The 24,976-nt window shown below is 41.3% G+C and carries 21 protein-coding genes; 6 read left to right on the plus strand and 15 right to left on the minus strand.

All coding sequences use genetic code 11. From position 1 onward, the window contains the following. Positions 1-5 precede the first annotated feature (5 nt). Positions 6-869: a DMT family transporter gene (locus CDG61_RS08545; RefSeq protein ID WP_087550351.1), complete on the minus strand. Its 864-nt coding sequence runs from the start codon at positions 867-869 to the stop codon at positions 6-8. A gap of 203 nt (positions 870-1,072) precedes the next feature. On the opposite strand from CDG61_RS08545, the gene CDG61_RS08550 reads away from it, so the two are divergent. Further along, a complete protein-coding gene (locus tag CDG61_RS08550) occupies positions 1,073-2,467 on the plus strand; it encodes a PLP-dependent aminotransferase family protein (protein ID WP_087550350.1) in 1,395 nt (464 codons plus the stop codon). Positions 2,468-2,522: 55 nt separating this feature from the next. Here the strand turns inward: CDG61_RS08550 and CDG61_RS08555 are convergent, their stop codons facing one another. Beyond that, positions 2,523-2,957, minus strand: coding sequence for a hypothetical protein (locus CDG61_RS08555; RefSeq protein ID WP_087550080.1), 435 nt, complete (start codon positions 2,955-2,957; stop codon positions 2,523-2,525). Positions 2,958-3,117: 160 nt separating this feature from the next. Here CDG61_RS08555 and CDG61_RS08560 point away from each other — a divergent pair, with 160 nt between their 5' ends. Then, complete coding sequence (locus CDG61_RS08560; RefSeq protein WP_087550079.1) at positions 3,118-3,759, plus strand: class I SAM-dependent methyltransferase; 642 nt, start codon at positions 3,118-3,120, stop codon at positions 3,757-3,759. A gap of 38 nt (positions 3,760-3,797) precedes the next feature. On the opposite strand, the gene CDG61_RS08565 is transcribed toward CDG61_RS08560, so the two are convergent. Beyond that, on the minus strand, positions 3,798-5,276 hold the full coding sequence (locus CDG61_RS08565) for a phospholipase D family protein (RefSeq protein ID WP_087550078.1): 1,479 nt from the start codon (positions 5,274-5,276) through the stop codon (positions 3,798-3,800). A 191-nt stretch (positions 5,277-5,467) separates the two neighbouring features. Here CDG61_RS08565 and CDG61_RS08570 point away from each other — a divergent pair, with 191 nt between their 5' ends. After that, positions 5,468-6,577, plus strand: a complete 1,110-nt coding sequence (locus CDG61_RS08570) for an S-(hydroxymethyl)glutathione dehydrogenase/class III alcohol dehydrogenase (RefSeq protein WP_087550077.1) — start codon at positions 5,468-5,470, stop codon at positions 6,575-6,577. Between the two features lie 96 nt (positions 6,578-6,673). On the opposite strand, the gene CDG61_RS08575 is transcribed toward CDG61_RS08570, so the two are convergent. Next, positions 6,674-8,269, minus strand: coding sequence for an ATP-binding cassette domain-containing protein (locus CDG61_RS08575; protein WP_087550076.1), 1,596 nt, complete (start codon positions 8,267-8,269; stop codon positions 6,674-6,676). 294 nt (positions 8,270-8,563) lie between these two features. After that, positions 8,564-9,769, minus strand: a complete 1,206-nt coding sequence (locus CDG61_RS08580) for an aromatic amino acid transaminase (protein ID WP_087550075.1) — start codon at positions 9,767-9,769, stop codon at positions 8,564-8,566. Between the two features lie 747 nt (positions 9,770-10,516). On the opposite strand from CDG61_RS08580, the gene CDG61_RS08585 reads away from it, so the two are divergent. Then, positions 10,517-11,572: a 3-deoxy-7-phosphoheptulonate synthase gene (locus CDG61_RS08585; RefSeq protein ID WP_087550074.1), complete on the plus strand. Its 1,056-nt coding sequence runs from the start codon at positions 10,517-10,519 to the stop codon at positions 11,570-11,572. Between the two features lie 242 nt (positions 11,573-11,814). Next, entirely contained in the window at positions 11,815-13,011 is a 1,197-nt protein-coding gene (locus CDG61_RS08590) for a PilT/PilU family type 4a pilus ATPase (RefSeq protein ID WP_087550073.1), read from the plus strand. Positions 13,012-13,050: 39 nt separating this feature from the next. On the opposite strand, the gene CDG61_RS08595 is transcribed toward CDG61_RS08590, so the two are convergent. After that, positions 13,051-14,229 (minus strand): MFS transporter, encoded by a 1,179-nt coding sequence (locus CDG61_RS08595; protein ID WP_087550072.1) that lies wholly within the window; start codon positions 14,227-14,229, stop codon positions 13,051-13,053. A 260-nt stretch (positions 14,230-14,489) separates the two neighbouring features. Between CDG61_RS08595 and CDG61_RS08600 the strand changes: the two genes are divergently transcribed. After that, positions 14,490-14,819 (plus strand): hypothetical protein, encoded by a 330-nt coding sequence (locus CDG61_RS08600; RefSeq protein WP_087550071.1) that lies wholly within the window; start codon positions 14,490-14,492, stop codon positions 14,817-14,819. A gap of 71 nt (positions 14,820-14,890) precedes the next feature. On the opposite strand, the gene gcvH is transcribed toward CDG61_RS08600, so the two are convergent. The 9 genes from gcvH to CDG61_RS08645 all read right to left on the minus strand — a co-directional run bounded on the left by gcvH (position 14,891) and on the right by CDG61_RS08645 (position 24,915). Continuing rightward, on the minus strand, positions 14,891-15,265 hold the full coding sequence (gene gcvH / locus CDG61_RS08605; protein ID WP_087550070.1) for a glycine cleavage system protein GcvH: 375 nt from the start codon (positions 15,263-15,265) through the stop codon (positions 14,891-14,893). An 88-nt stretch (positions 15,266-15,353) separates the two neighbouring features. Further along, positions 15,354-16,385: an AraC family transcriptional regulator gene (locus CDG61_RS08610; RefSeq protein ID WP_087550069.1), complete on the minus strand. Its 1,032-nt coding sequence runs from the start codon at positions 16,383-16,385 to the stop codon at positions 15,354-15,356. Between the two features lie 144 nt (positions 16,386-16,529). After that, positions 16,530-16,979, minus strand: a complete 450-nt coding sequence (locus CDG61_RS08615) for a MaoC family dehydratase (RefSeq protein WP_087514061.1) — start codon at positions 16,977-16,979, stop codon at positions 16,530-16,532. Next, entirely contained in the window at positions 16,979-18,832 is a 1,854-nt protein-coding gene (locus CDG61_RS08620) for an ABC transporter ATP-binding protein (protein ID WP_087550068.1), read from the minus strand. The genes CDG61_RS08615 and CDG61_RS08620 overlap by 1 nt, the downstream gene beginning before the upstream one ends. 247 nt (positions 18,833-19,079) lie before the next feature. Next, entirely contained in the window at positions 19,080-20,351 is a 1,272-nt protein-coding gene (locus CDG61_RS08625; RefSeq protein ID WP_171405587.1) for a mechanosensitive ion channel family protein, read from the minus strand. Between the two features lie 156 nt (positions 20,352-20,507). Beyond that, on the minus strand, positions 20,508-21,044 hold the full coding sequence (locus tag CDG61_RS08630; RefSeq protein WP_087550067.1) for a DUF2058 domain-containing protein: 537 nt from the start codon (positions 21,042-21,044) through the stop codon (positions 20,508-20,510). A gap of 15 nt (positions 21,045-21,059) precedes the next feature. Continuing rightward, positions 21,060-21,734 (minus strand): YoaK family protein, encoded by a 675-nt coding sequence (locus CDG61_RS08635; protein WP_087550066.1) that lies wholly within the window; start codon positions 21,732-21,734, stop codon positions 21,060-21,062. A 42-nt stretch (positions 21,735-21,776) separates the two neighbouring features. Continuing rightward, entirely contained in the window at positions 21,777-22,973 is a 1,197-nt protein-coding gene (gene sstT, locus CDG61_RS08640; protein ID WP_087550065.1) for a serine/threonine transporter SstT, read from the minus strand. A 211-nt stretch (positions 22,974-23,184) separates the two neighbouring features. Then, positions 23,185-24,915: a SulP family inorganic anion transporter gene (locus tag CDG61_RS08645; protein ID WP_087550064.1), complete on the minus strand. Its 1,731-nt coding sequence runs from the start codon at positions 24,913-24,915 to the stop codon at positions 23,185-23,187. Positions 24,916-24,976 lie beyond the last annotated feature (61 nt).

Below are 24,976 nucleotides of genomic sequence, written 5' to 3' on the forward strand. Positions count from 1 at the left end.
CCATCCTAAGCAACTTTTTTTGCCATAGCGACACAGCAGATGACAGCACAACTGACGATCAGCATACCTGTACTGACATGCTCATTTAACAGGACTGCTGCAAAGCCAAGTCCTATAAAAGGCTGTAACAGCTGTGCTTGTCCAACACTGGCAATTCCCCCTAAAGCAAGTCCTTTGTACCAGAAAAAGAAACCGATCAGCATACTGAATAAAGACACATAAGCCAGTCCTGACCATTGGGAAATACTGATCTGGGTCAGACTGACAGGAAAGTAGTACACACTGAAAACAAGCATTACAGGCAAAGCAATAATCAATGCCCAACAGATAACCTGCCATCCACCAAGATTTCTGGACAGTTGTCCACCTTCAGCGTATCCAAGACCACAGACAATAACAGCAAGGATCATATAAATATCACCTTTGCTGAAACTAAGTGCTTTGTTTTCATAGAGGGTAAATGCAATCACAAGCGTACTGCCCAGAATTGCAAAACACCAGAAAGCGGGTGATGGCTTTTCAGCAGCTCTAAAAACGGCAAAAATTGCGGTACAAAGGGGGAGTAATGCTATAAAAACAATAGCATGAGCAGAAGTAACGGTCTGTAATGCCAGTGCGGTAAAGAGAGGAAAACCGATGACCACGCCCAGGCAAACAATGGCTAAACGATAAAACTGTTGCGCCGAAGGTATTTTCCTCGAAAAAAATAAAATGCAGAAAATGGCAAGTACACCCGCAATAGCAGCTCTGGCTGCAGTCAGAAATTCAGGAGTAAAGCCCATCACAGCAATACGTGTTGCAGGCAAAGAACCTGCAAAGATAATGACGCCGACTATGCCATAGAGCCATCCTTTTGATGAGCTGTTGATTGCTGAATTCTGCATGGACAATATCCATAAAATATAAGGGATACCGTCAATACTGAATGTTCAGGAGAATGATGAACATACACAGTAACCATACAGTTGGAGCAAACTGTTATGGAAATAAAAGCAGTACAATTTGCAGAAAAAGAAATTTCATATTAAGTTTTGAGACACTGTTTCATTCATCACAAAGATCACTGAAAGTCATGGCTAAAAATAAAGTGGAATTGAGCATTCAGTATATTGAAGGTCTGATCGACAGCAGGCAGTTAATTGCAGGCTCAAGATTACCTTCAGTACGCAGACTGGCAACTGAACTTGGGTTTTCAGTATCAACTGTTGTTGAAAGCTATGCGCGTATGGTCAGTAAGGGATTGATTGAGCCGAGAAAAGGTGCTGGTTACTATGTCTCTGGATATATGCCGGAAGTCAGTTTTCCAGTCAGTTCGATTCAATACCAGCGTGAGATCGATCCTTTATGGATTTCCAGACAGTCACTGGAAGCAGATCGCGATACTCTGAAACCTGGTTGTGGCTGGTTGCCTGCACACTGGATGCCCGATGCTCTGATCCGTAAGGCAATGAAACAGGTTGCTAAAGCTGAAACTTCATTACTGATGGATTATGCAGTACCTCATGGTCATACTGGTTTAAGACAGTATATTGCACGTAAAAAAGCATACATTCAGCAGGAATTAAGCCCTGCACAGATTTTACTGACAGATTCTGCCACACAGTCGATTGATCTGATTTTCAGACTGTTGTTAAAACCAGGGGATGTTATTTTAATTGATGATCCCTGCTATTTTAATTTCCATGCATTGGTGGAAGCACACCATATACAGGCTATCGCTGTGCCATTTACAACCAATGGACCAGATATTGAGCACTTTCAGCAGGCTTTACAGTTAAAGCCGAAAATTTATCTGACTAACTCAGGCATTCACAATCCAACCGGTGCTGTTTTGTCATTACAGACAGCATACAGCATTGCAAAAATGGTCGAAAAATCAGATATGCTCATCATTGAAGATGATATTTTTGCTGATTTTGAATATTTGCAGGCACCACGATATGCAGCTCTGACAGGTTTGAAACAGGTGATTCAGGTTGGCAGTTTCAGTAAAACTTTATCTGCATCTGTACGTTGCGGTTATATTATTTCTACTGAAAAGCGTATAGATGAACTGATTGATTTACGGATAGCCACCAGTTTCAGCAGCAGTTTTATCAATGCCGATATTATTTATCATGCTTTGATGGACAGTGGTTATCAGAGACATACGGACTGGTTAAAGAAACAGTTAATGAAAGCTTTTCAGGAACAGATTCAGCAACTTGCACAGTTGGAGATTCACCCATGGATTATTCCTAAAGCAGGGATTTTTCTCTGGTGCAGACTTCCACACGGCGTTCTGGCTGCTGATCTGTCACAATACTGTCTGCAACATGGTGTAATCCTTGCACCTGGTAACTCATTCAGTAAATCTGGAAATGCAGGGCAGTTTTTAAGGTTTAATGTTGCACAAAGTATTGATAAAAAAGTTTTTAATGTGCTTGCAGATGGTCTGAATGATCTGAAAAAGAATTCATTACCGTAAAAAATGATTTTGAGATCCGGTGCAGGCGCTGCAATCAACAATACAGATATGTAATTCAGTCACTGGAAGCGTAGTCCCATAGATTCAGTCTGGATTTTATTTCTGTGCGAATACCAGGAAGCATAGGGAGCAGTGTTCCATCAATCCACAGCTTAAGAGCCTGTATACTGATGCACTGATCATTCTGATCAACCAGCACCGCACCTTTTACCATCATCATCGTTGTTTCATTTTCAACAGTCTCTATACCTTTAAATAAGACATTCAGGCTATAACCTGTATCTTCAATCAGCCATTCAAGTTCAATTTCAGTTTTTTCATTTGAGCAAAGTACAACCTGACCGGAAATAATCTGAGTATCAGTTAAACAATCATGTTCAATTCTGACTTTACTCAGAAACCATTCCTGCTGTTGAAGCTCAGTTAAAGTTTTGCGGGGAGTAAGAATATTATCTAAGTTAAATTTACGGCTTAAATCAAAAAATTGCATGCAGACTGGGGAGTTTTCAGGAAAGTGCTATCTTAGAGAAATGCTTCAGGCGTGTAAAACTAAGTGTTTTATTGATTGAAATTATGTATAAGTAGAAAGTAAATTTATCTTATAAATAAGACATGCATCGAATTTTGAATATATTGATAGAGTTATAAAAATGAATCATGAAAATCCCGTATCAGTTTCTGAAGATGTACCCAGTCCTGTTGATTTACGGAAACAGACAGATGCTGCACAGTGGGCAAATGAAGTAAATGTTAAACGTCCGTGGCGTTACAGCTTCTTTGAAATGTATGCTGAACTGATTCAGCAGCAGAATGCTGTCGATATTCTGGAACTTGGTTCTGGTCCAGGATTTCTGGCTGAATATTTACTGGAGCATTGCCCAGAAATTAAATATTCAGCACTGGATTTCTCAGATGCAATGCATCAGCTTTCGATTCAGCGACTTCTGCCTGAGCAGTTGAAGCGTTCTAAGTTTTATACAGCAGACTTTAAACAATCTGGATGGAATCAGGGGCTGGGGCAATACGATCTGATTATTATTCATCAGGCATTACATGAGTTAAGGCATAAAAATCATGCTTTGAATTTCCATCTACAGATCAAAAAACACCTGAAAGATGATGCCATTTACCTGGTGTGCGACCATCTCTATGCTGACGATGCAATGAGTAATAACGAACTGTATATGTCTATGGAAGAGCATTTCAAAACTTTTGAACAGGCAGGCTTCAGACAGGTTCATGTTTTAAAGCAAATAAAAGGCTTATGTGCTTTCAGCTGTCAGAAAACCTGAAATGAGCCGGAATGACGAGCACTATCCTTACATTGTCATTACATCAGCCATTCAACAGGCAAGTATGAAACACTGTGCATGATAAACCGCTGAAAACCAGTGGTATGTGGATCAGTATGAAACTGAACAACTTTTCCATTATCCTGATGATCAAACCATATCAGATCGCCATTTTTATCGAGTTTAACCTCATAAGCGACTTTCAGAAGTGTACGGTCCAGCAGGTATGAAACCTGTTCCTGTAAAGCATCAGACCGAACGACCAGACCGACCTCGGTATTTAAGTTAAAAGAACGGGGGTCGAGGTTGAATGAACCAATAAAGGTTTTGTCATCAATACTGATAAATTTGGCATGCAGGCTGGATTTATTTTTTCCTTTTTTAGGAATCACATTACCTGTGACCACTTCGTACCAGGTCCGTCTGGTGCGCTCAATATAAGGTTTAAACTCATACAGTTTTGCACCACTTTTAAGTAAATCGACCCGGTATTTCTGATAGAAAGCATGCACTAGAGCAACATCATTTGCGACATAGGAGTTGGTCAGGATTCTGACATTAACCCCTTTAGCAGGTAGCTGTGAAATATACTGTGTCCCATTTTTTGCAGGAACGAAATAGGCGGCGATCAGATCCATTTCTTCTGTGGGATCGCCCATAAGATTACGGATCTGATGTGAAATCAGCTCATTTCCTTCAGCTTCACCAACTGTTTTTTTCGGAGAATCAGCCAAAAAGTCAGCGTATGCCCAGTTTACATGGTTCTGATTGAGTTCATTGGCCAGTTCTTTCTGTTCAAAGTCTACTTTTTCATCTGCTGAATGTTTATTGTTTTCCAGTGCTTTATATTGTTCACGTAACTGTAGAAGTTCCTGAGCAGAGCCTGTGCTGATAAACTGCTGAGCGGGATAACTCAGCTGATAATTCCAGAAATCTGTAAATGTATCATTGGCTTTATGGACTGCCGTGCCATAAAACAGAATGTCCATATCGGTAAACTGAAATGAGTCACTTGCATCGAAGTATTCACTACTGATATTTCTACCACCAGTCACTGCAATTGCACCATCTGCAATGATCAGTTTGTTGTGCATTCGACGGTTGATTTTCATTGCTCTGAACAGATAGTCCATGACCCGAAAATTTCTGAATTTATACGGATTATAAAATTTCACCTGAATATTCGGGTGAGCAATCAGGGCAGTCAGCTGGCTGTCCAGTTTTGTACCATTCTGATCATCGATCAGTAATCTGACTTTTACACCACGATCTGCTGCTTTCAGCAGTTCATGCAGCATGAGTTTCCCAATGAAATCATCAGCCCAGATATAGTACTGTAAATCAAGCGTATATTTTGCATGGCGAATCAGATGCACACGTGCTGCAATGCTCTGAAAGGCATCATTCATTGCAAGATAGGCAGACATTCCTTTCTGTAGTTTATGTGCGGTGTCTGGTTCATTAATCCAGTGCTCAGAATGGACTGCAACGTTTGCTTCCGGTTTCGCCTGATTCATAGGTAAGCTACAACCTGTCAATGTAAATACAGCACAAATTAAAATGATCTTAGTTTTATGTTGTTTCATTTTTGGGTACACAAACTGTTTTCAGACAAATCATAACATTTTCTATCTACTTGAATCTTTAAAGCGAAAAAGGTTACTGTAGCTGAACTGTTAATGGATCATTCAATCAGGAATTATTTGAGATGAAATCACGTGCTGCGGTGGCGTTTGCGCCAGGTGAACCTTTACAAATTGTCGAACTGGACGTTGCTCCGCCTCAGAAAGGTGAAGTCCTGATTAAAATTTCACATACGGGCGTATGCCATACCGATGCATTTACTTTATCCGGTGATGATCCTGAAGGTGTTTTTCCAGCAGTACTGGGGCATGAAGGTGCTGGTGTCGTGGTTCAGGTCGGTGAAGGTGTAACTTCCGTACAACCAGGTGATCACGTGATTCCGCTGTATACAGCCGAATGCGGTGAATGTCTGTTCTGTAAATCCAATAAAACCAATCTGTGTGTATCTGTACGTGCAACTCAGGGTAAAGGAGTGATGCCGGATGGAACAACCCGTTTTTCCTATAATGGCCAACCGATTTATCACTATATGGGCTGTTCAACATTCAGTGAATATACTGTAGTTGCTGAAGTTTCCCTGGCTAAAATCAATCCAGAAGCGAACCATGAGCAGGTTTGTTTACTGGGCTGTGGCGTGACCACGGGGCTTGGAGCAGTATCAAACACAGCCAAAGTTCAGGAAGGCGATTCTGTTGCTGTATTTGGGCTGGGCGGAATTGGTCTGGCTGTGGTTCAGGGAGCGAAAAAAGCCAAAGCTGGACGTATTATTGTCATTGATACCAACCCTGAAAAATTCAAACTGGCAGAACAGTTCGGTGCTACGGATTTCCTGAATCCTAAAGATTACGACCAGCTAGTTCAACAGGTGATCGTGGAAATGACAGGCTGGGGTGTGGATCATTCATTTGAATGTATCGGAAATACCAGTGTCATGCGTTCTGCACTTGAATGTGCGCATCGTGGCTGGGGACAGTCAGTGATTATTGGCGTGGCAGGTGCAGGTCAGGAAATTTCAACCCGTCCGTTCCAGCTGGTGACCGGACGCAGTTGGAAAGGTACAGCATTTGGTGGCGTGAAAGGGCGCAGTCAGTTACCTGGCATGGTTGAGGAAGCTATGCGTGGTGATATTCAGCTTGAACCTTTTGTTACGCATACCATGGGGCTTGAAGACATTAACAAAGCCTTTGATTTAATGCATGAAGGTAAATCCATCCGTACAGTCATTCATTTTTAAGCGTTATATTTTTTAAAATCAGCTGAAATGATCATATAACTGAACATAAAAAAACCTGCCATAGCGCAGGTTTTTTATATTCCAGGTTACATCATTTTATTTTTTTAATTCGACAGATTCAGTAATACCGCAATCCCGAACAAAACAGTCATCATGTGAAACGAGCAAAACAGCTCCTGAATAAGTTCTGACTGCATGTGCCAGTAATCGTCGGGACTCGATATCCAGATGATTTTCGGCTTCATCAAGTAACAGTATATGATCAGGGCGCAACATCTGACTGATTGCGAGTAAGCTAACTTTCAACTGTTCACCGCCACTTAACTGAGATAAAGGCTGCAAAGGCTTATCTCCAGACAATCTTAACTGACCGAGAGACCTGCGCCACTCAGATTCAGAAACCTCAGGACTTAACAGCTTTAAATTTTCCAGAGCACTCAGTTCTGTATTTAAAAAGCTGAAATTCTGGTCAAGGTAGACTGTACCCGCAGCACAATAGATCGTTGCAGAATCTTTCTGATGAATCAGTTTTAATAAGGTCGATTTCCCACTGCCATTTTCACCACAGATATGCAGTTTCTGATCAGATCTGAGTGATAAAGAAACAGGACATCGTGTTCCAGACGGTAAGGTCAGTGCTGAAACTCTCAGAACTTCCCTGGAAGTATGAGTAACTGTGAAAGGAAAATAAAAACGTTGTGCTTTGACATGTTCCAGCTGTTGCTGATTGTCTTTTAACGTTGCCTGCACCTGATCCATCTGGTTCTGCTGTTGTGTTCTTAATTTTCCCAGGCTTTTTCCGGCCTGATCTTTCTGATAATCAAGCAGGATTTTTGCCTGAGAGCCTGAATCACGCAAAGCCTGACCATGACTTTGTCTTTTCTGAGATTTCATTAAACTAGTATGTTGCTGATGTCTGAGTTGTTTCAGTTCACGCTTTTCCTGTGCAATTTTTTCCTCAAGTGCAACAGTATGCAGCTGCTTAAGTTCAGAGAAATCTGAATAATTCCCCTGAAAACATTGCAGACCATGCCCAGAAAGCTCATAAATCTGTTCCGCATGCTCAAGCGACTGAACATCATGACTGATCAGGAGCACACCAGGTGCATGCGAGCGCATTTTTTCCAGCAGCCATTTTCTGGATTTATGATCCAGATGATTTGCCGGCTCATCCAGCAGTAAATAGTGATCCTGCTTCAGAAACAGTTGCATCAGTGCCAGGCGGGTTTTTTCACCCTCACTGAGTTTATGGACAGGAAAATCAAGGCATGTGGGCAATGCCGCTTCTGCAAGCTGCTGTTCCCACAGTGCAGGCAAATGCCAGCTGTCTTGAACCGTATTATAATCATCCATATCTGCAACAGCATTTTCAATACGCTGAAAAGCATCATGTAAATGCCGGATTTCAAGAGCATCAGCAATGGTTCTTGCTTGTAGCCGGTGTAACTGAGGTAAATGTGAGTGGGGAATATTCCAATGAATGCTTCCTGTCGTAAAAGCATGATTGTCTGATGTGTCAGTGCGGCAGTTCATGCTGTGCAACATCTGCATCAGCATGGATTTTCCCTGACCATTACGACCTGTCAGTGCAGAGAGTTGTCCTTTATTGAGGCTGAAATTCAGCTGTTGAAACAATATTCGGGCAGGAAACTCCAAGGAGAGAGCGGAAATAATACATGCCTGTTGAGTCATAAGAAATCCTTATAAAAAAGGACGTACAAAACAGTGGAACTACAGATTTAAAATGTCGTATCAGACATAAAAATACAGAAAATAATGATCGAGGCAATTGCAGCACGAGTTCGTCTATTTTGCACATCAGATTAATTTAATTAAAAAATAAAAAATGATGGAAAATGACTTACTTCACTGGCGTTGCTCTTTTATAGGGATGGGGAATGACTATTGTATGAATTTTATACTTTATGTCAACAGATATAAAAAAATCCCTGACAGTACAGGGATTTTTAACGCGCTTCAGTAACTTTAAGCTGTTGCTTTCAGCACTTCAACAATCGAGTTAGCCACATAATCAATATTTTTCAGATTCAGACCAGCTGCGCACATACGACCACTGCGAACCAGATAAATACCATATTTATCTTTCAGAATATCAACCTGCTCAGCAGTTAAGCCGGTATAGCTGAACATCCCTTGCTGAGCTGTCAGATAGTCAAAATTACGCTCTGGTAATGCAGCACTGAGTTTCGCGCGTAAAATTTCACGCATCTGAATGATACGTTCACGCATTTCCTGAAGTTCTGCATGCCATTGAGCTGTCAGTTCAGTACTGTTCAGTACCTGATCGACAACCAGTGCACCAGTGGTAGGAGGGCTTGAGTAAATACGGCGAACTGTTGCTTTCAGCTGTCCAAGTACTCTCTGAGCTGCATCATGATCATCACAGATGAAAGTCAGACCGCCAACACGCTCACCATACAGTGAGAAAATCTTGGAGAAAGAATTGCTGACAATGAAATTCATGCCTGACTTATCCAGTGCACGAATAGCATACGCATCTTCTTCAAGACCCTGACCAAAGCCCTGATAAGCAATATCCAGGAAAGGAATCAGATCACGGGCTTTCAGAACTTCAATGACACGATCCCACTCAGCAGGGGTTAAATCTGCACCAGTCGGGTTGTGACAGCATGGATGAAGCAATACGATGCCTTTAGCAGGAATGGTATTTAAATCTTCCAGCATTGCTTCAATGTTTACACCATTGGTGGAAGCGTCGAAATAACGGTAAAAGTGTGACTTGACACCTGCACCATTAAAAATAGCAATGTGGTTTTCCCATGTTGGCTGACTGACCCAGACATCAGAGTCAGGGAAGTATTTATTCAGAAAATCTGCACCAACTTTTAAAGCGCCTGAGCCACCCAGGGTCTGTACAGTAACCGCACGACCATCTTTGCGAGCCTGAGAGTTTTCACCCAGAACCAAAAGCTGTGTTGCAGTGTTGTAGGATTTTGAACCATCCATAGGTAAATACAGTTTTACCTTGTCATTAAGAGGCTCAATATTTTTAAGTGCCTGTTTAACTGCATTTAACTGAGGAACAATAGTGTCTTCGTTATAGTACAGTCCAATACTTAAATTGACCTTTTCTGTACGTTCATCCTTACCAAACTCTTCCATCAGAGAAAGAATTGGATCTCCTGCATATGCATCTACATGTTGAAACATGAATTAATCCTTGGAAACATCAACAACAATTAAGTTTTCGAAACTGAAAAGCTCTTTCTCATTCAATACCAATTGCGACCGAACGGTTTTTCTATCTGACGAAACAAGCAAATATCAGACTTTCATACAGCAATTTACATATCTGGAGAGCAGCTCACAACCATTAAAATTCCGAACATAAATAAAATACAGAGAAAATGAATAAAAGGGGAAGTAATACTTTAGTTTTTGATGAATAAATATGCAGTTGCATCCATTTTTTGATAGACATCCACTTAAATCAGATTCTATGTATGCTGATGCAAAAATAAACTGAGCTGAATCACATTATCCTGCGCTTCAGGAACAGATAAATTACGGCTTTTTTACATAAAACTATTGTCAAGCTTCGAAAGAGAGCGTATTTTGTTTTTTAACACTTAATATTTTTGTAGAAGCAGAAATGAAAGCGCATTCAGTACAGGTATCTTATTACTTTTGGCAATTTAAATAGTTGCCTGGATGTGTTCGGGCAATGAAAAGTTGCCCACCAGTTAATACCTGATCGGCAACCCTGATCAGGTTTTTTTATGCTTCTTATTTACAGATTTTTGGAGATTATCATGAACAAATTTAACTATTCATACTTTAGCAATGTTTACTGGTTTTACTTTAGTCAGGTGATGACTCTTATCAAGCAATCGAACAGCCCCATAACGCTCAAATAAAAGTTCGGACTGCGACAGCAACAGTCCAAAGGAAAAATCAATGAACGCATTAAATACATCACTGAAACATACAGATAATTCAGAACTGACATTAAGCCTGCCACAACAATTAAAGGCAAAATTTTCTTTATCTCCAGAAATTGCATATCAAATCAAAGAACAGCGCGAGACAATTCAGAATATTCTTAATGGTACTGATCCACGACTGCTTGTGGTGACAGGTCCATGTTCAATTCATGACGAAAAATCAGCCCTCGAGTACGCAGAGCATCTACAGAAATTACAACAGCTGGTAGGTGATCAGATCTATCTTGTGATGCGTGCCTATATCGAAAAACCAAGAACCACTGTGGGCTGGAAAGGGTTCATGTACGATCCTGAACTGAACGGTTCTTCTGACTTACAACAGGGGCTGGAGCGTTCAAGATCACTGTATTTAAAAATTGCTGCACTGGGGTTGCCACTGGCAAGTGAAATTCTGAGTCCCATGGCAACGGCATATTTTGATGATCTACTGGCATGGGGAGCAATCGGTGCCCGTACCAGTGAGTCGCAGATTCATCGTGAGATTTCCAGTCACATGGGTTTCAGTATTGGATTCAAAAATGGTACTGATGGTTCAGTTCAGATTGCACTCGACGCCATTGAATCTGCTTCCCGTCCGCATCAGTTTCTGGGGATGAGTCAAAGTGGTTTGCCTTCAGTACTCCAGTCTAAGGGAAACCCTAAAGCGCACATGATTTTACGTGGCTCTAATAAAGGAACCAATTTCCATCAGGCAGACATCAGGCAGATTAAAGATTCAATAAAAGGTGAAATGCCGGCTCTTGTTGTGGATTGCAGTCATGGAAACAGCAGTAAAAATCCAATGCTGCAGCCGGATGTCCTTAGAACAGTGATTAATGAACGTCATTTGACGCAGGTTCGAGGGGTTATGATTGAAAGTCATCTGGTTGATGGAAATCAGAAAATTTCATGTGATATGGTCTACGGTCAGTCTGTAACTGATGGATGTCTGGGATGGGATAAAACCAGTGCGGTACTGATTGAAGCTGCGGAACAGTTAAGAATGGGGTTGCTGAAACACAGTGCCTGATTCTTTACCCAAGTGTGTAAAAGCCTCTGAATTCAGGGGCTTTTTATTTTTTATACTGACTGTTTAAAAATAAAACAATAAAAATTGAAATAAATCACTTTATTTAAAAATATAAACAACTGTTATGAATTATAGTGTTTGAGCATGTTACTGAATTTATGCAAAATTATAAGCAACAGACTTAGCTTTATGTTGCGCTGTCCTAAAGGCAATAAATAAAAAAATTAAACATCGGGGAATATATGTATACCAGTGAATTGTTGGAAGAAGCACGTCGTTTCATGTTTCATATGCTGAGTAAAGTTGTGGAATATGGTGGGTCAGACCTGTTTATTTCAGCAGATTTTCCACCCAGTATTAAACATCAGGGGCTGATGAAACCGATTGGGCAACAGGCATTAACCGCTGAGAAAACCAGACTGTTTGCCTATAGCCTGATGAATGAAAAACAACGGGCAGAGTTTGAAACTGAACTTGAATGTAACTTTGCTATTTCAGTACCTGAGGTGTCACGGTTCCGGGTCAATGTCTTTCAGCAGCAGTTACAGGTGGGCATGGTCATTCGAACCATTACTGCAGAAATCCCAAATTTTGCCAAACTCAGGCTGCCTGAATCCCTAAAGCACATCATTATGGAAAAACGTGGTCTGATTCTGGTGGTGGGTGGGACAGGTTCTGGGAAATCTACGTCGCTTGCTGCCATGATCGATCATCGGAATGAAAACTCAGCAGGACATATTATTACTGTTGAAGATCCAGTCGAATATGTTCATAAACATAAAAAATCCATGATTACGCACCGTGAAGTCGGGGTCGATTGTCACTCATGGCACAATGCACTGAAAAATACTTTAAGACAGGCACCCGATGTGATTCTGATCGGAGAAATCCGTGATACAGAAACTATGGAACACGCCATTGCCTTTGCTGAAACAGGACATCTGTGTTTAGGGACTTTACATGCCAATAATGCCAATCAGGCTCTGGACCGGATTATTAACTTTTTCCCTGAGGAGCGTAAAAACCAGCTGCTGATGGACTTATCCTCAAATATGAAAGCCATTATTTCACAACGGTTGATTCGGACACAGGATGGTCGGGGCAGACGTGCAGCTGTAGAAATACTGTTAAATACACCTTTGATAGCAGATAACATTCTGAAAGGGCAGTTTCATGCTCTGAAAGAGATTATGACCAAATCCCGTGAACTGGGCATGCAAACTTTTGATCAGGCATTATTTGATTTATACAATGATTCTTCAATTTCCTATGAGGAAGCAGTGCGTAATGCCGACTCAATGAATGAACTGAGGCTTCAAATTAAACTGCGTTCAACCCGACAGGATCAGGCTGTGCCTGGTAGTGCAGCAGTATTTTCGGTAAAATCTGAAGAAGCTGAAACAGCAGAAGATACAGACTCTGCACAGTCTGCATCATAATAACTTTGCGGGAGCGGCAGTTCTGCACTCCTGCAGATTTCATACAGCTTTGGGTGCAACGATATATCTGTAAAACAGCAGACTGCCTGCTGTAAGCACTGCACACAGCAGATAAGCAAAACTGTAACCCTGAGCTGCGATAATCACTCCCAGCAATATAGAACCTAAAGCAATACCGATATCATAAAACGTGAAAAAAGTGGATGTTGCATGTCCAATTCGGTGCTTAGGTGCACGCTGGATTGCCAGTGTCTGTAAACAGGGCTGCACAGAACCAAAACCTATGCCAATAAATACTGCAGCGATCATTAAACCCGTCAAAGTGTTGATCTGGCTTAAAATAACCAGTCCAATAGAAAAGAGTATAAGTGCAGGATAAATCACATAATGTGGACCTTTATTATCGTACAGTTTTCCTGTCAGCGGTCGCAGGCTCATCATTGAAACAGCAAAAACAATAAAAAACAGACTGGCATAGGACAGCAGGTTTTTAGATGCGGTAAAAGTCGAAATAAAGGACATGATACTTGCATAGGAAAATGAAACGATCATGGCAAGTGCAGCAACAGACAGCGATTTCTTTTCTATAAAATCATTGATGCTTAATGACTTTTTCTCAGTAACAACTGGTCGTTGATGCTGTTCATTATGGACAGGAATCATAAAGCAGAAAACATATCCCAGACATACAATAGCCGCCAGTATTGCTGCTACAGACAGATAGGAAAGTGGCTGAATTAAAGTCAGACCAATCAGTGGACCCAGAACAATCCCTAAATTGATGGACATGACAAAATAGCCCATACCTTCACCTTTGCGCTGTTCAGGGATAAAATCATTGACGATTGGAACCACCACTGTAGTCAGTATGCTGAACCAGATGCCATGTAAAAAACGGATCACCAGTAGAGCTGTTAAATTATCTGCAAACAGATAAGCGACTGAAAACAGGCAGAATAATCCTTCAGCAATAAATAAGGTTTTTTTCCTGCCAAATTTTTCAATAATCAGACCACTGAAAGGACGTACAGCAATGGATGAAACCATAAACAGCGTCATCGCAAGCCCTGCCTGTGTCAGTGAGCCATTCAGATCATTTACAATATAAACAGGCAAAACCGTTGTCTGAGCAAAGTAAAATATGAATAAAAACAGATTGTTTGTCAGGCACAGAATAAAAGACTTATTCCATAGTGACAGCGTATTTTCCACAGACATAATATTTCCACATTGAGTAAAACAGCGGTCGCTTTTATCTGTACTGGCTTTTAATAATGTTTTTATATTTATTTCAGAATATAGCTTTGCTGAATATATGTTTAAATTTTAACTCAAATTACGTGAAATATAAAATAAATATTTGCTTTGGATCAATGTCCTGATATCGATTGAAACATAATTCAAATGGTTTTAGCCGCTAAATTATTATACTGATAGTGAAATCATAGACAGTTTTATGCTGCTTACAGGATATTGAGATGAAAATAATCAGTTTAGTGGTGGGATTGCTATGTTTTCAGGCATCAGCGGTATTTGCCTGTGAACCTGCTGAAATCGGCTGGACGGCACTTTTTAAGCAGTATGATATGAATAACAATAAAACGTTTGAATGGTCTGAGTTTAAAAAAATTCAGGATTTTTTACCCTATGAATGGCCTGATAATCCTGAGTTCAAAGGAGAAGATGGACGTCGCAAGTTATTTCAGCTCATAGATAAAAATAAAGATGAAAAACTTGATCAGACCGAGCTGTATGAAGTGTATACGTATCTGGAAAATCCATGTGCTGGGTGGCCATGGGCTTCGTAAACTTTATAAAAACGAAGGTAATAAAAAAAATCAGCCATCAAGGCTGATTTTTCTTAAAACGAACAGCGATCTTACAGACCAGCTTCATATTCTTCACTTGAAAGCAGTTTTGCAACATCAGCCATATTGTCTGGCTTAATTTTATAAATCCAGCCTTTGCCATAAGGTTCATCATTTACAAAATCAGGATCATCTTCAAGGGCAGTATTTACTTCAACAACTGTACCTGAGACAGGGGCATGAATATCTGAAGCGGTTTTGACAGATTCGACAACACCTGACTGAGCACCTGCGCTAAGTTGCTGACCAACTTCCGGTGCTTCTACATAAACCAGGTCACCTAAAGCATCCTGTGCATGGTCAGAAATACCTGTTACAACCAGATCACCTTCAATTTTTACCCATTCATGAGTTGCAGCATACTTCAGTTCTGAAGGATGATTCATAATGACTCCTTAAATGCTTTGCATTATTTTTGCCAAGAGTTATACATGCTTTTGTTACAAAACAAAAGACTTTCGCCAGTCATAAAACTTATAAGTATGGATCTTTACGCCAGTTACTTGGGCTGCGACCGCTCCAGCGCTTAAATGCACGACTGAAATTTGCGACATCACTGTAACCCAGTTCATCAGCAATCTGCTCAAGCGTATAATCAGTACGGGACAGTAAAGAGGTTGCATGACGGTAACGGACTTCATCCACGAGCGTGGAAAATGATGTGCCTTCAGCTGCCAGCTGACGTTTCAGCGTCCGGTCAGACATATGCAGACGGTCTGCGACATTTTCAATACTCAGATAGTGCTGTTCAGAGTTGGTGAGAATATCACGTACACGCATGGAAACACGGCGACGCTCTCCAAGGGCAGACAGTTCAGCTTCACACTGATTGATCGCAATCTGGCTTGCAATTGGGTCTGCATTGACCATTTTCAGTCCCAGATATTTTTTATCAAAACTGGCAAGCAGATGAGGTTGATCAAATCGCATATTGTAGCGGTTCTGAAACTTATCAATATATTTATCAAAGCCTTCAGGTTTGGGGAAATCGAAGTCGATATCGCCATAAAGCTCATCAATGCCTGTCAGTGCCTTCGCCATGGTCATGATGCCAAAAGTCAGCCCCATCACGATTTCAGTTCTGAGAGGTTCAATTTCCACTTCACACTGCAGCTGCAGGGTTGCCTTTTCGCCAAATGTGGAAAAATACAGCTGTAAGAAGGGCATGCGTAACTGAATGAAGCGGTTGGCAAGTACCAAAGCATCTGTTATGTCACCAGCTGTCATAATGGCATAGCCAATAAAACCATGAATGGAAATCCGCATCTGAGTTCCGAGATGAAACCCAAGAGTTGATTCACCTGTCATTCTTAAGGCATGTTTGACCAGTTCATTGGCAACAGTGGTAGGAATCCTGAAATCAGGTTCAGCAAGCTGTTCGCTTGTGAAATTAAAAGGAGAAAACAGGGTTTCATCGTTATATCCCCAGCGGGAAACAATATCAAGAAGTAATAAGCCATAAACTCCAGGTATACCCTGATCCTGGCGAGGGGAAACTGCTTTCATGCGCGATCCGTTGCAATCAATTTTTTTCTAATGTGCTCATGTTTATACTGACATGAATCAATGACGTATTTCTTTAAAATTGTTTGACAATATCAGGAGCTAAACGAAAGTAGTATATCCTGATACCGCTATATTCTAACAGGATTATTCAGGTTTAAAGTCTTTTTTAAATACAACAATTTTAGTTGTAGAAATCAACAGGACATCATCATGCTGATTTTTAGCCTGAGTCACATAACTGACAATTGCACGGTCAGTACGGGTCTTTGAGGGTGTGATGGCTGTAATTTCAACTTCAACATGAATCCGGTCACCCGGACGGGTCGGTCGTGGCCAGCGCAGGGAAGATTCTGAACCAATCAGACCATAGGCAACAGGAAAGCATTCTGTCCAGAGACGCATGGTTACTGCAGAGGTATGCCAGCCACTTGCTGCAATGCCCTGAAAAACAGGATGTGATTTTGCCTGTTCTTCATCGGTATGGAAAACCTGAGGATCATATGCACCGGCAAACTGTTTTATTTCCTGCAATGACATTTCATATTCACGGCTTTTGAAATGATCCCCAACTTTAAGGTCTTCTAAATACAGCATTAATCAACTTCCTTTTTTTTAAGTGCCTGTTGTTCTATCAGAAATCCACCGGTCTGACGTTGCCATAACTGAGCATAGATCCCATTTAATGCAACGAGTTCGTCATGCGTACCCTGTTCGGCAATTTTACCTTCATCCAGCACAATCAGCCTGTCCATCTGTGCAATTGTAGATAATCGGTGCGCGATAGCAATGACCGTTTTACCTTCCATCAGGTCATCAAGGCTCGACTGAATTGCTGCTTCCACCTCTGAATCCAGAGCACTGGTCGCTTCATCTAAAATAAGAATAGGTGCATCTTTTAAAAATACACGGGCAATTGCGATACGCTGACGCTGACCACCTGAAAGTTTTACACCACGCTCACCGACATAAGCTTCATAGCCTTGTTTACCACGTAAGTCGGTCAAAGCAGGAATAAATTCATCGGCTTTGGCTTTACGTACCGCAGCATACATTTCTTCATCTGTTGCATCAGGGCGACCGTATTTAATATTTTCAGCCACAGAGCGGTGCAGCAGAGATGTATCCTGAGTAACCAGAGCAATATTTTTACGTAAACTGTCCTGGGTCACATCTTCAATATTTTGATTATCAATGGATATACGACCTTGGTTGATGGTGTAAAAGTGTAGTAACAGCTGAATAAGGGTGGATTTACCTGCACCTGAACGTCCCACAATACCAATTTTTTCACCGGGCTGAATGTTCAGATTCAGATGATCAATCACATTTTTATCGTTATAGGCAAAAGTGACATCACTGAACTGAATATTGCCTGCTGTCACCTGTAACGGTTCTGCATCGGGCTTGTCCTGAATGCTGATGGCTTTGCCCATGGTTGTCATACCATCCTGAATGGTTCCGACATTTTCAAACAGTGCAGAAGTCTGCCACATCATAAATTCAGCCATGCTGTTCAGTTTCAGAATCATGGCAGTCGTTGCAGCAATAACACCAATTGCAGCCTGACCGTTTAACCATAGCCATACCGCAGTTCCGAGTACCCCAAAGAAAAGCACCGCAGTCAGTAGATTAATACAGATCTCATACAGCGTGCCTAAACGCATCTGCTTGAAAACAGTGACCATGAACAGCTGCATGGACTCTTTGGCATACTGACTTTCACGACCAGCGTGTGCAAACAGTTTGACTGTCTGAATATTGGTGTATGCATCCGTTACACGCCCAGTCATGACTGCACGGGCATCTGCCTGTTCTTTGGAAATACGTCCCAGTCGTGGAATAAAAAACAGTGCTGCTGAAATAAAAAGAACCAGCCAGAGCAGTAATGGAACCAGCAGGACAGGGGAAATACTACCCAGTACCACACTGATGGTAATAAAGTAGATCACAACATAGGTCACCATGTCACCCAGAATAACCCAGAACTCACGGACGGCAAGGGAGGTCTGCATGACTTTTGCTGACAGACGTCCTGCAAAGTCATTATGGAAAAAATCAAGACTCTGCTGTAACAGTAAGTTATGAAAACGCCAGCGCAGGCGCATCGGGAAACTGCTGTATAAAATCTGATGTCTGACGACAGACTGCAGACTGGAAAACAGAATATTACCCAGCAGGAAAAGGCTGAGTATAATCAGATTACTTTTATGATTTTCATAGAAGTTCTGTGGCGTGGACTGAGTCAGCCAGTCAACCAGGTGTCCAATCTGAGCAAAGAAAATCGCCTCGAAACTTGCCGTGGCTGCTGTCAGTAAAATCAGTAAAATCAGATAACGACGTACGCCATATGCTGCTTGCCAGACAAATGGGAAAAATTTGACAGGCAATGGTTCATTTAAGCCTTTGGTGGGATATGGGTCAACCAGACGTTCAAACCATTGCAGCATAGTTTCTCACTTTTTTAACAGTCGTTTTGATCATGGAAAATTTGATCAGGAAATGTGGGAGTCAGGAGATTTTAAATCGCTGCTATTTTAGCATGTGCTTAAATCGTATTTCATCAATATAAGTATTTATATTTTTATCCGTGTACATTTACAGAAATGTATCGGAATTTAGCTGACATTTCCTTTGTTCAATGTGCAGATACAGGAAATGTCAGCAGTCTAAAACGCTATACAGCTGTTTTATAAATCAACTGTTTATAGACGTTTTCTGAGTTTCTGGAAGAGCAGGCTGTGTCAATGCTTTCATATCAGAACCAGACGGTGCCTGATAGATTCTTAATCCAAACTCAGGAAGTATCGCGATCAGATGATCGAAGATATCTGACTGAATGGCTTCATAATCTTTCCAGACCGTTGTATTTGCAAAGGCATAGATTTCAAGAGGCAATCCTTCGCTTGTGGGCTGCATCTGACGGATAATCAAAGACATATTATGAGCAATACCCGTATGCTGTCTTAAATAGAACTCTACATAGGCACGGAAAGTTCCAAGATTGGTCAGTCTTCGCTGGTTATAGACAGACTGGTTAGAAAGCTGCTGATTGAACTGTTCAAGCTCTTCGGTTTTTGTATCCAGATATTGATCCAGTAACAGGAACTCTTTCAGTTTCTGCTGTTCATCTGTTGTCATAAAATGAATACTGCTTTGATCAATATAGATGGAACGCTTGATTCTTCGCGCACCGGCATTTGCCATTCCACGCCAGTTTTTGAAGGTATCTGTCACTAGTTTGTTGGTTGGAATGGTAGTAAATGTTTTATCAAAATTCTGCACAGTGATGGTATGTAATGACATATCAATGACATCACCATCGGCATTCAGACTCGGCATTTCAATCCAGTCACCAATGCGAACCATGTCGTAAGAAGAAATCTGAACTGAAGCGACAAGGGATAAAATTGTGTTCTGAAAGACGAGCATAAGAACGGCAGCCATAGCACCGAAACCAGCCAGCAATGTGAAAACATCCTTTTTCAGGAATGTACCCAGTATCATCAGTCCACAGACAACAAAAATAATCAGTTTGACCAGCTGAAGATAACCTTTGATCGGTTTATTTCTGGACTTGGGATTGCGCTGATAAATTAAATTGAAAACATTTAAGAATTCGCTGATTGCCAGGGCAATGGTCAGGAAAATAAATGCCTGAGCACCCATCTGTACAAAAGTAACCACTTTTTCAGAGAGGTGAGGAACCGTTACAATACCATTCAGAATAACAATGGCAGGCACAATATTGGCGACCCGACGGATGACACTGTGCTGAGCAAAGATGGAGTTATTAGACGGAGAAAACTTCGTGATCAGTTTACGTATGCCTCGTACAACAACCTGTTTTGCAATAAAGTTCGCTATAAATGCAAATAGAATCAGTATTCCCAATGAAGTCAGCATTTCCAGCCACGGGTACTGATCTGACCATTCCTGAATACGCTGTATGTATGCAAAATGATTCAAAACCTAGCCTCAAGATATTTAAAACTGAGGTGAATTGTATAGATTTAACAAAAACAGATACTTAGGCTTAACATTTCATATACATTTTATAATCTAAGCTTACGCACTGGAGGCATGAAAAAACCGGCAGTAGCCGGCTTTCATTCACTGTCTCAATTACCACATCAGATCATCTGGAATGACATAAGCAGCATACGGATCTTCTTCATCAGTTACAGCTTCATTTTTCTCGGAATTATTGACGATAATAAATCCCTGCATTTTTTCATTGATACGGTCAGCAAGTGCTTTTGGCAGGAAACTGTATGATTCTTTATCTTTGGCTATAACCAGACTGCCTGATACGAGGGCATTGTAAATCTGCTGGTTGATATAAACCTTTTTGATTTTATCTTCATCAATGAACTGATAGGTTGAATCACCGTCCGTTTCACGTATTTTGTGCTGATTGATCATCTGAACAATGGCAGCTTTGAGTTCTTTCTCATGCAGCGCTTTTTTCTTTTCAAGATCCAGTGCCTGGTCTCTGGCTTGTTTTTCCTGCTGATCCTGCGCAATTTTTGCTTTTAGATCTGCTTCATTGCTCTGACCAGTGCGTTGCTCATGCTGTGCCTGTTTGCTCAGTTTTTTCGCTTTTTTATTATCGACCAGACCCGCTTTTAATAACTGGGCTGCTAAAGCATTTTTGACCATAAGAGTTCCTGAAAATTATCTGTGTAGTTGCCGATAATGAAAATAGAGTATCCAGTATACCATGCTCATGGCCAGGCTCAGAGCTGCCGGTATAAGAAAAGAATTTAATTTTAATAAAGGATAGATGAATGATGCAATCAGTCCACCGGTTAAAAATCCGCTGAGAATCAGCAGATGCAGAATTATTCTGCGATTTTCAACTTTAAGACCACGAAGACGGTAGCCCATGGCCAGTCCTAAATCTGTCAGGACACCAGATAAATGGGTTGTACGTATGATCGTACCTTTGTAATGACTGACCATTGCATTCTGAACGCCCATTGCCAGGCATGACCATAACAGTGCATAACGTGGAAACCAGGGAAGGAACAGCCAGCAGAGCAGTATGGAAAAAGCCACAAGGCTTAAGGGAATGCCGTAGCGACGTCCCAGACTGAAATGACTGTTTCCTAATATAAACCCGCTATAAAATGAACCAATGACATAACATAAAATAACAAGGGTCAGATAAATAACAGTTTCGGAGCGCCACTCCAGGATTGCCATAGCAAGAACACTGACATTTCCGGTCATATGGGAAACGGACTGATGAAGTACAGTCACCAGTCCCAGTACGTTTATGATTCCTGCATTTATCGCAAGAAAAAATGCCCCGGCCTGAACCCAGAAGGGCAAAGATTGTAACGGCATAATGAATATACTGATAAAATTAAGAATTATCAGTATATTAACTTATTTTTTTAGGCCGCGGTCAACTGCTGCTGTAAACAAAACATCGGTAGATGAATTCAGGGCAGTTTCTGTTGAGTCCTGAAGTACACTGATAACCATACCGATAGCTACTACCTGCATCGCAATATCTGAAGAAATATTAAACAGACCACAAGCGACAGGAATCAGTAACAGCGAGCCTCCAGCAACACCTGAAGCGCCACAGGCAGAAATAGTCGCGACGACAGACAGGAAAAGCATGGTTGTAAAATCAACATGAATGCCCAGTGTATGTGCAGCAGCCAGTGTCAGAACTGTAATGGTCACTGATGCACCTGCCATGTTAATGGTTGCACCCAGAGGAATCGCTACACTAGCAGTTGATTCATCAACACCCAGACGCTTTGCAAGATCAAGGTTGACTGGAATGTTTGCTGCTGAACTGCGGGTGAAAAATGCAGTAATTCCACTTTCACGTAAACACTGAAACACCAATGGATAAGGATTTGAACGGGTTACAACTGCAACCATAAATGGGTTGATTACAAGAGCAACGAAGAACATCGTTCCCAGGAGCACTGCAAGTAACTGAGCATAACTCGCCAGTGTTTTCAGACCTGCATCTGCAAAGGTCACTGCAACCAGACCAAAGATACCAATTGGCGCAAAACTGATTACAACACGGATGACCTGATTGACTGCATTTGCAGTATCTGTCAGGAATGTCTTGGTTGTACTGCTCGCATGACGAAAAGCCACACCAAGAATCACCGCCCATGCAAGAATACCGATGAAGTTGGCTTCACCTATTGCAACAACAGGGTTGGCAACAAAGCTGAGCAACAGATTTTTCAGAATCTCAATTAAACTTCCTGGTGGTTGCAGTTCTGTATTTGCCGGCACATTCAGGAACAGTGTGCTTGGAAAACTGATACTTGCAATCACGGCACTGAGTGCCGCCAGGAACATACCAACAGCATACATCAGGATGATTGGACGCATGCGAGAAGTGTGTCCAACCTGAAAATTGGCAATGGAGGCAAGAACAAGTACAAAGACGAGTACGGGTGCAACGGATTTAAGTGCTTTGATGAACAGGTCACCCAGCAGACTTAAATAAGGTGCCACTTGTGGGAAAAAGATAGCAACACCTATACCCAGGAAGATGGCGATAATGATTCGGGAGACCAGACTCAATCTCGCAAAAGCTGAAAACATAAAGATAGCCTTGCCTAATCTGAAAGTAAAAAATTAATACAAGCCTGCCATTTTATACCTAAAATTATGATCCTATTACATTTTATGAAGTCATAAAAATTAACTGATTATTTTTAAAGTTAATATTTTCAGCATTGAATTTATGACCTGGTGTATAAAACAGCAATCTGACTTGTAAGTACTGTGGGTGTCAGGTTTATTCAGCTGAATATTAATTCAGTTGTAAGTCCTGAGCAAGTTGCTGTACTGCCTGAAAATGTGAAAAATATACTTTTCCACTCAGGTTTTTCAGCAGATGTGAATGCTCCAGTTTATCCATGACCGGACCTTTAATTTCTGAAAAATGCAGCTGTATATCCAGGCGGGATAACTCTGTATTCAGATCTTCAAGCATTTCAAGGGCACTGAAATCAATGGAACTGATACTGGAACAGTTAATAACAACATGTTTCAGCTCCTTGTTCTGGCTCACTTCACTGATCAGAAATCCTTTTAAGGTATTCGCATTTAAGAAAGTCAGATTTTCATCAATACGCATGGACAGAACCTCATGGGAAGTCTGAACCTGGTGTCTGTTTACGTTACGGAAATACTGTGTACCATCAATCAGTCCAATCACAGCAATATGCGGTCGGCTGATTCGCCAGAGCAACAGAACAAACGTAGAGATAATGCCGATGATCAGTCCGGTTGAGATATCTATACAGATTACCCCGAAAAAAGTCACCCACATGGCAATCCCATCTGCTCTGGAATAACGCCACGTCTCTATAAAAGGCTTAAAGTCCACCAGTTTCCAGATGGAAACCATAATGGTTGCCGCTAAAACAGCAAGGGGCAACTGCTGAAAAAAACCGGTGAAATACAGACTGACCACAATAATCAGCAGAGATGAAAATACACCTGCCATTGGCGTTTTTGCACCAGAATCAGCATTTACAACTGTACGGGATAAGCTGCCGGTAACGGGAAAAGATGCCGTCACACCTGCGCCGATATTTGCAAGCCCTAATGCAATCAGTTCCTGATTGCTGTTCAGATCACTGCGTTTCTGTAAGGCTGTTGCCTGAGCGATGGACAGTGATTCTACAAAGCTGATCATGGCGATCATTGCAGCTCCAGGCAGTAACTGTAAGACCATTTCAGTATTCCAGAACGGCATGGAAAAAGGTGGAAAACCAGAAGGGATTTCACCAACCGTTTTTATGCCATAACTTTGAAGATTCAGGAAATAGACCATTGCGATGGAAATACCAACCAAAGCCAGTGGAAGAGCTTTTGCAATAAAAGCAGTATTACTGAATATTTTTTTGATGAATTGCAGACAAAACAGTTTAGGCACATAAATTAAAAAGAGGATGGAAGCTATGCCAAAAATAAGCGTATAAACATTGGTAAACTGAAAATATTCCCATAGTGACAGTAAAAACTGAGGAATATTATTTGCCTCCAAAGGTACATCAAGAACAAATTTGACCTGGCTTAATGCAATGAGCAGTGCTGATGCAATGATAAAACTTTTGATGACAGGATGGCTGATCAGCTGAATCAGAAAACCAAAACGGAAAACGCCCAGTAGAAAAGAAATCCCCCCGACCAGTAATGCCAGTAAACAGGCGGCTTCAATATAAACAGGTGAGCCGGGTTCATACAGCGGACTGAGAGTTGCAAAAACCATCATGGAAATAATGGCGACAGGGCCGATGGAAAGTGTAGGGCTCCCACCAATAAATGCATAAATAATCATAGGCAAAATACTGGCATATAACCCCGTGATCGGAGGCAGTCCTGCCAGTATGGCATATGCCATACCTTGTGGAACAAGCATTGCAATGACAATCAATGCTGAGAGCATATCTGCTCTGAACTTTAGAGGTGAGTAGTGGCGTAACCATTGCCAGGCTGGCAAAACGATGGAAAGGCGGGAATCCTGATCTGGCATACAAAAATCTAAATCACATTTTAAGATATATTATGCATAAAAAATGCTAAAAAATCCTGCC

The organism is Acinetobacter sp. WCHAc010052, from assembly GCF_002165295.2.
GTDB classification, from domain to species: Bacteria; Pseudomonadota; Gammaproteobacteria; order Pseudomonadales; family Moraxellaceae; genus Acinetobacter; species Acinetobacter chinensis.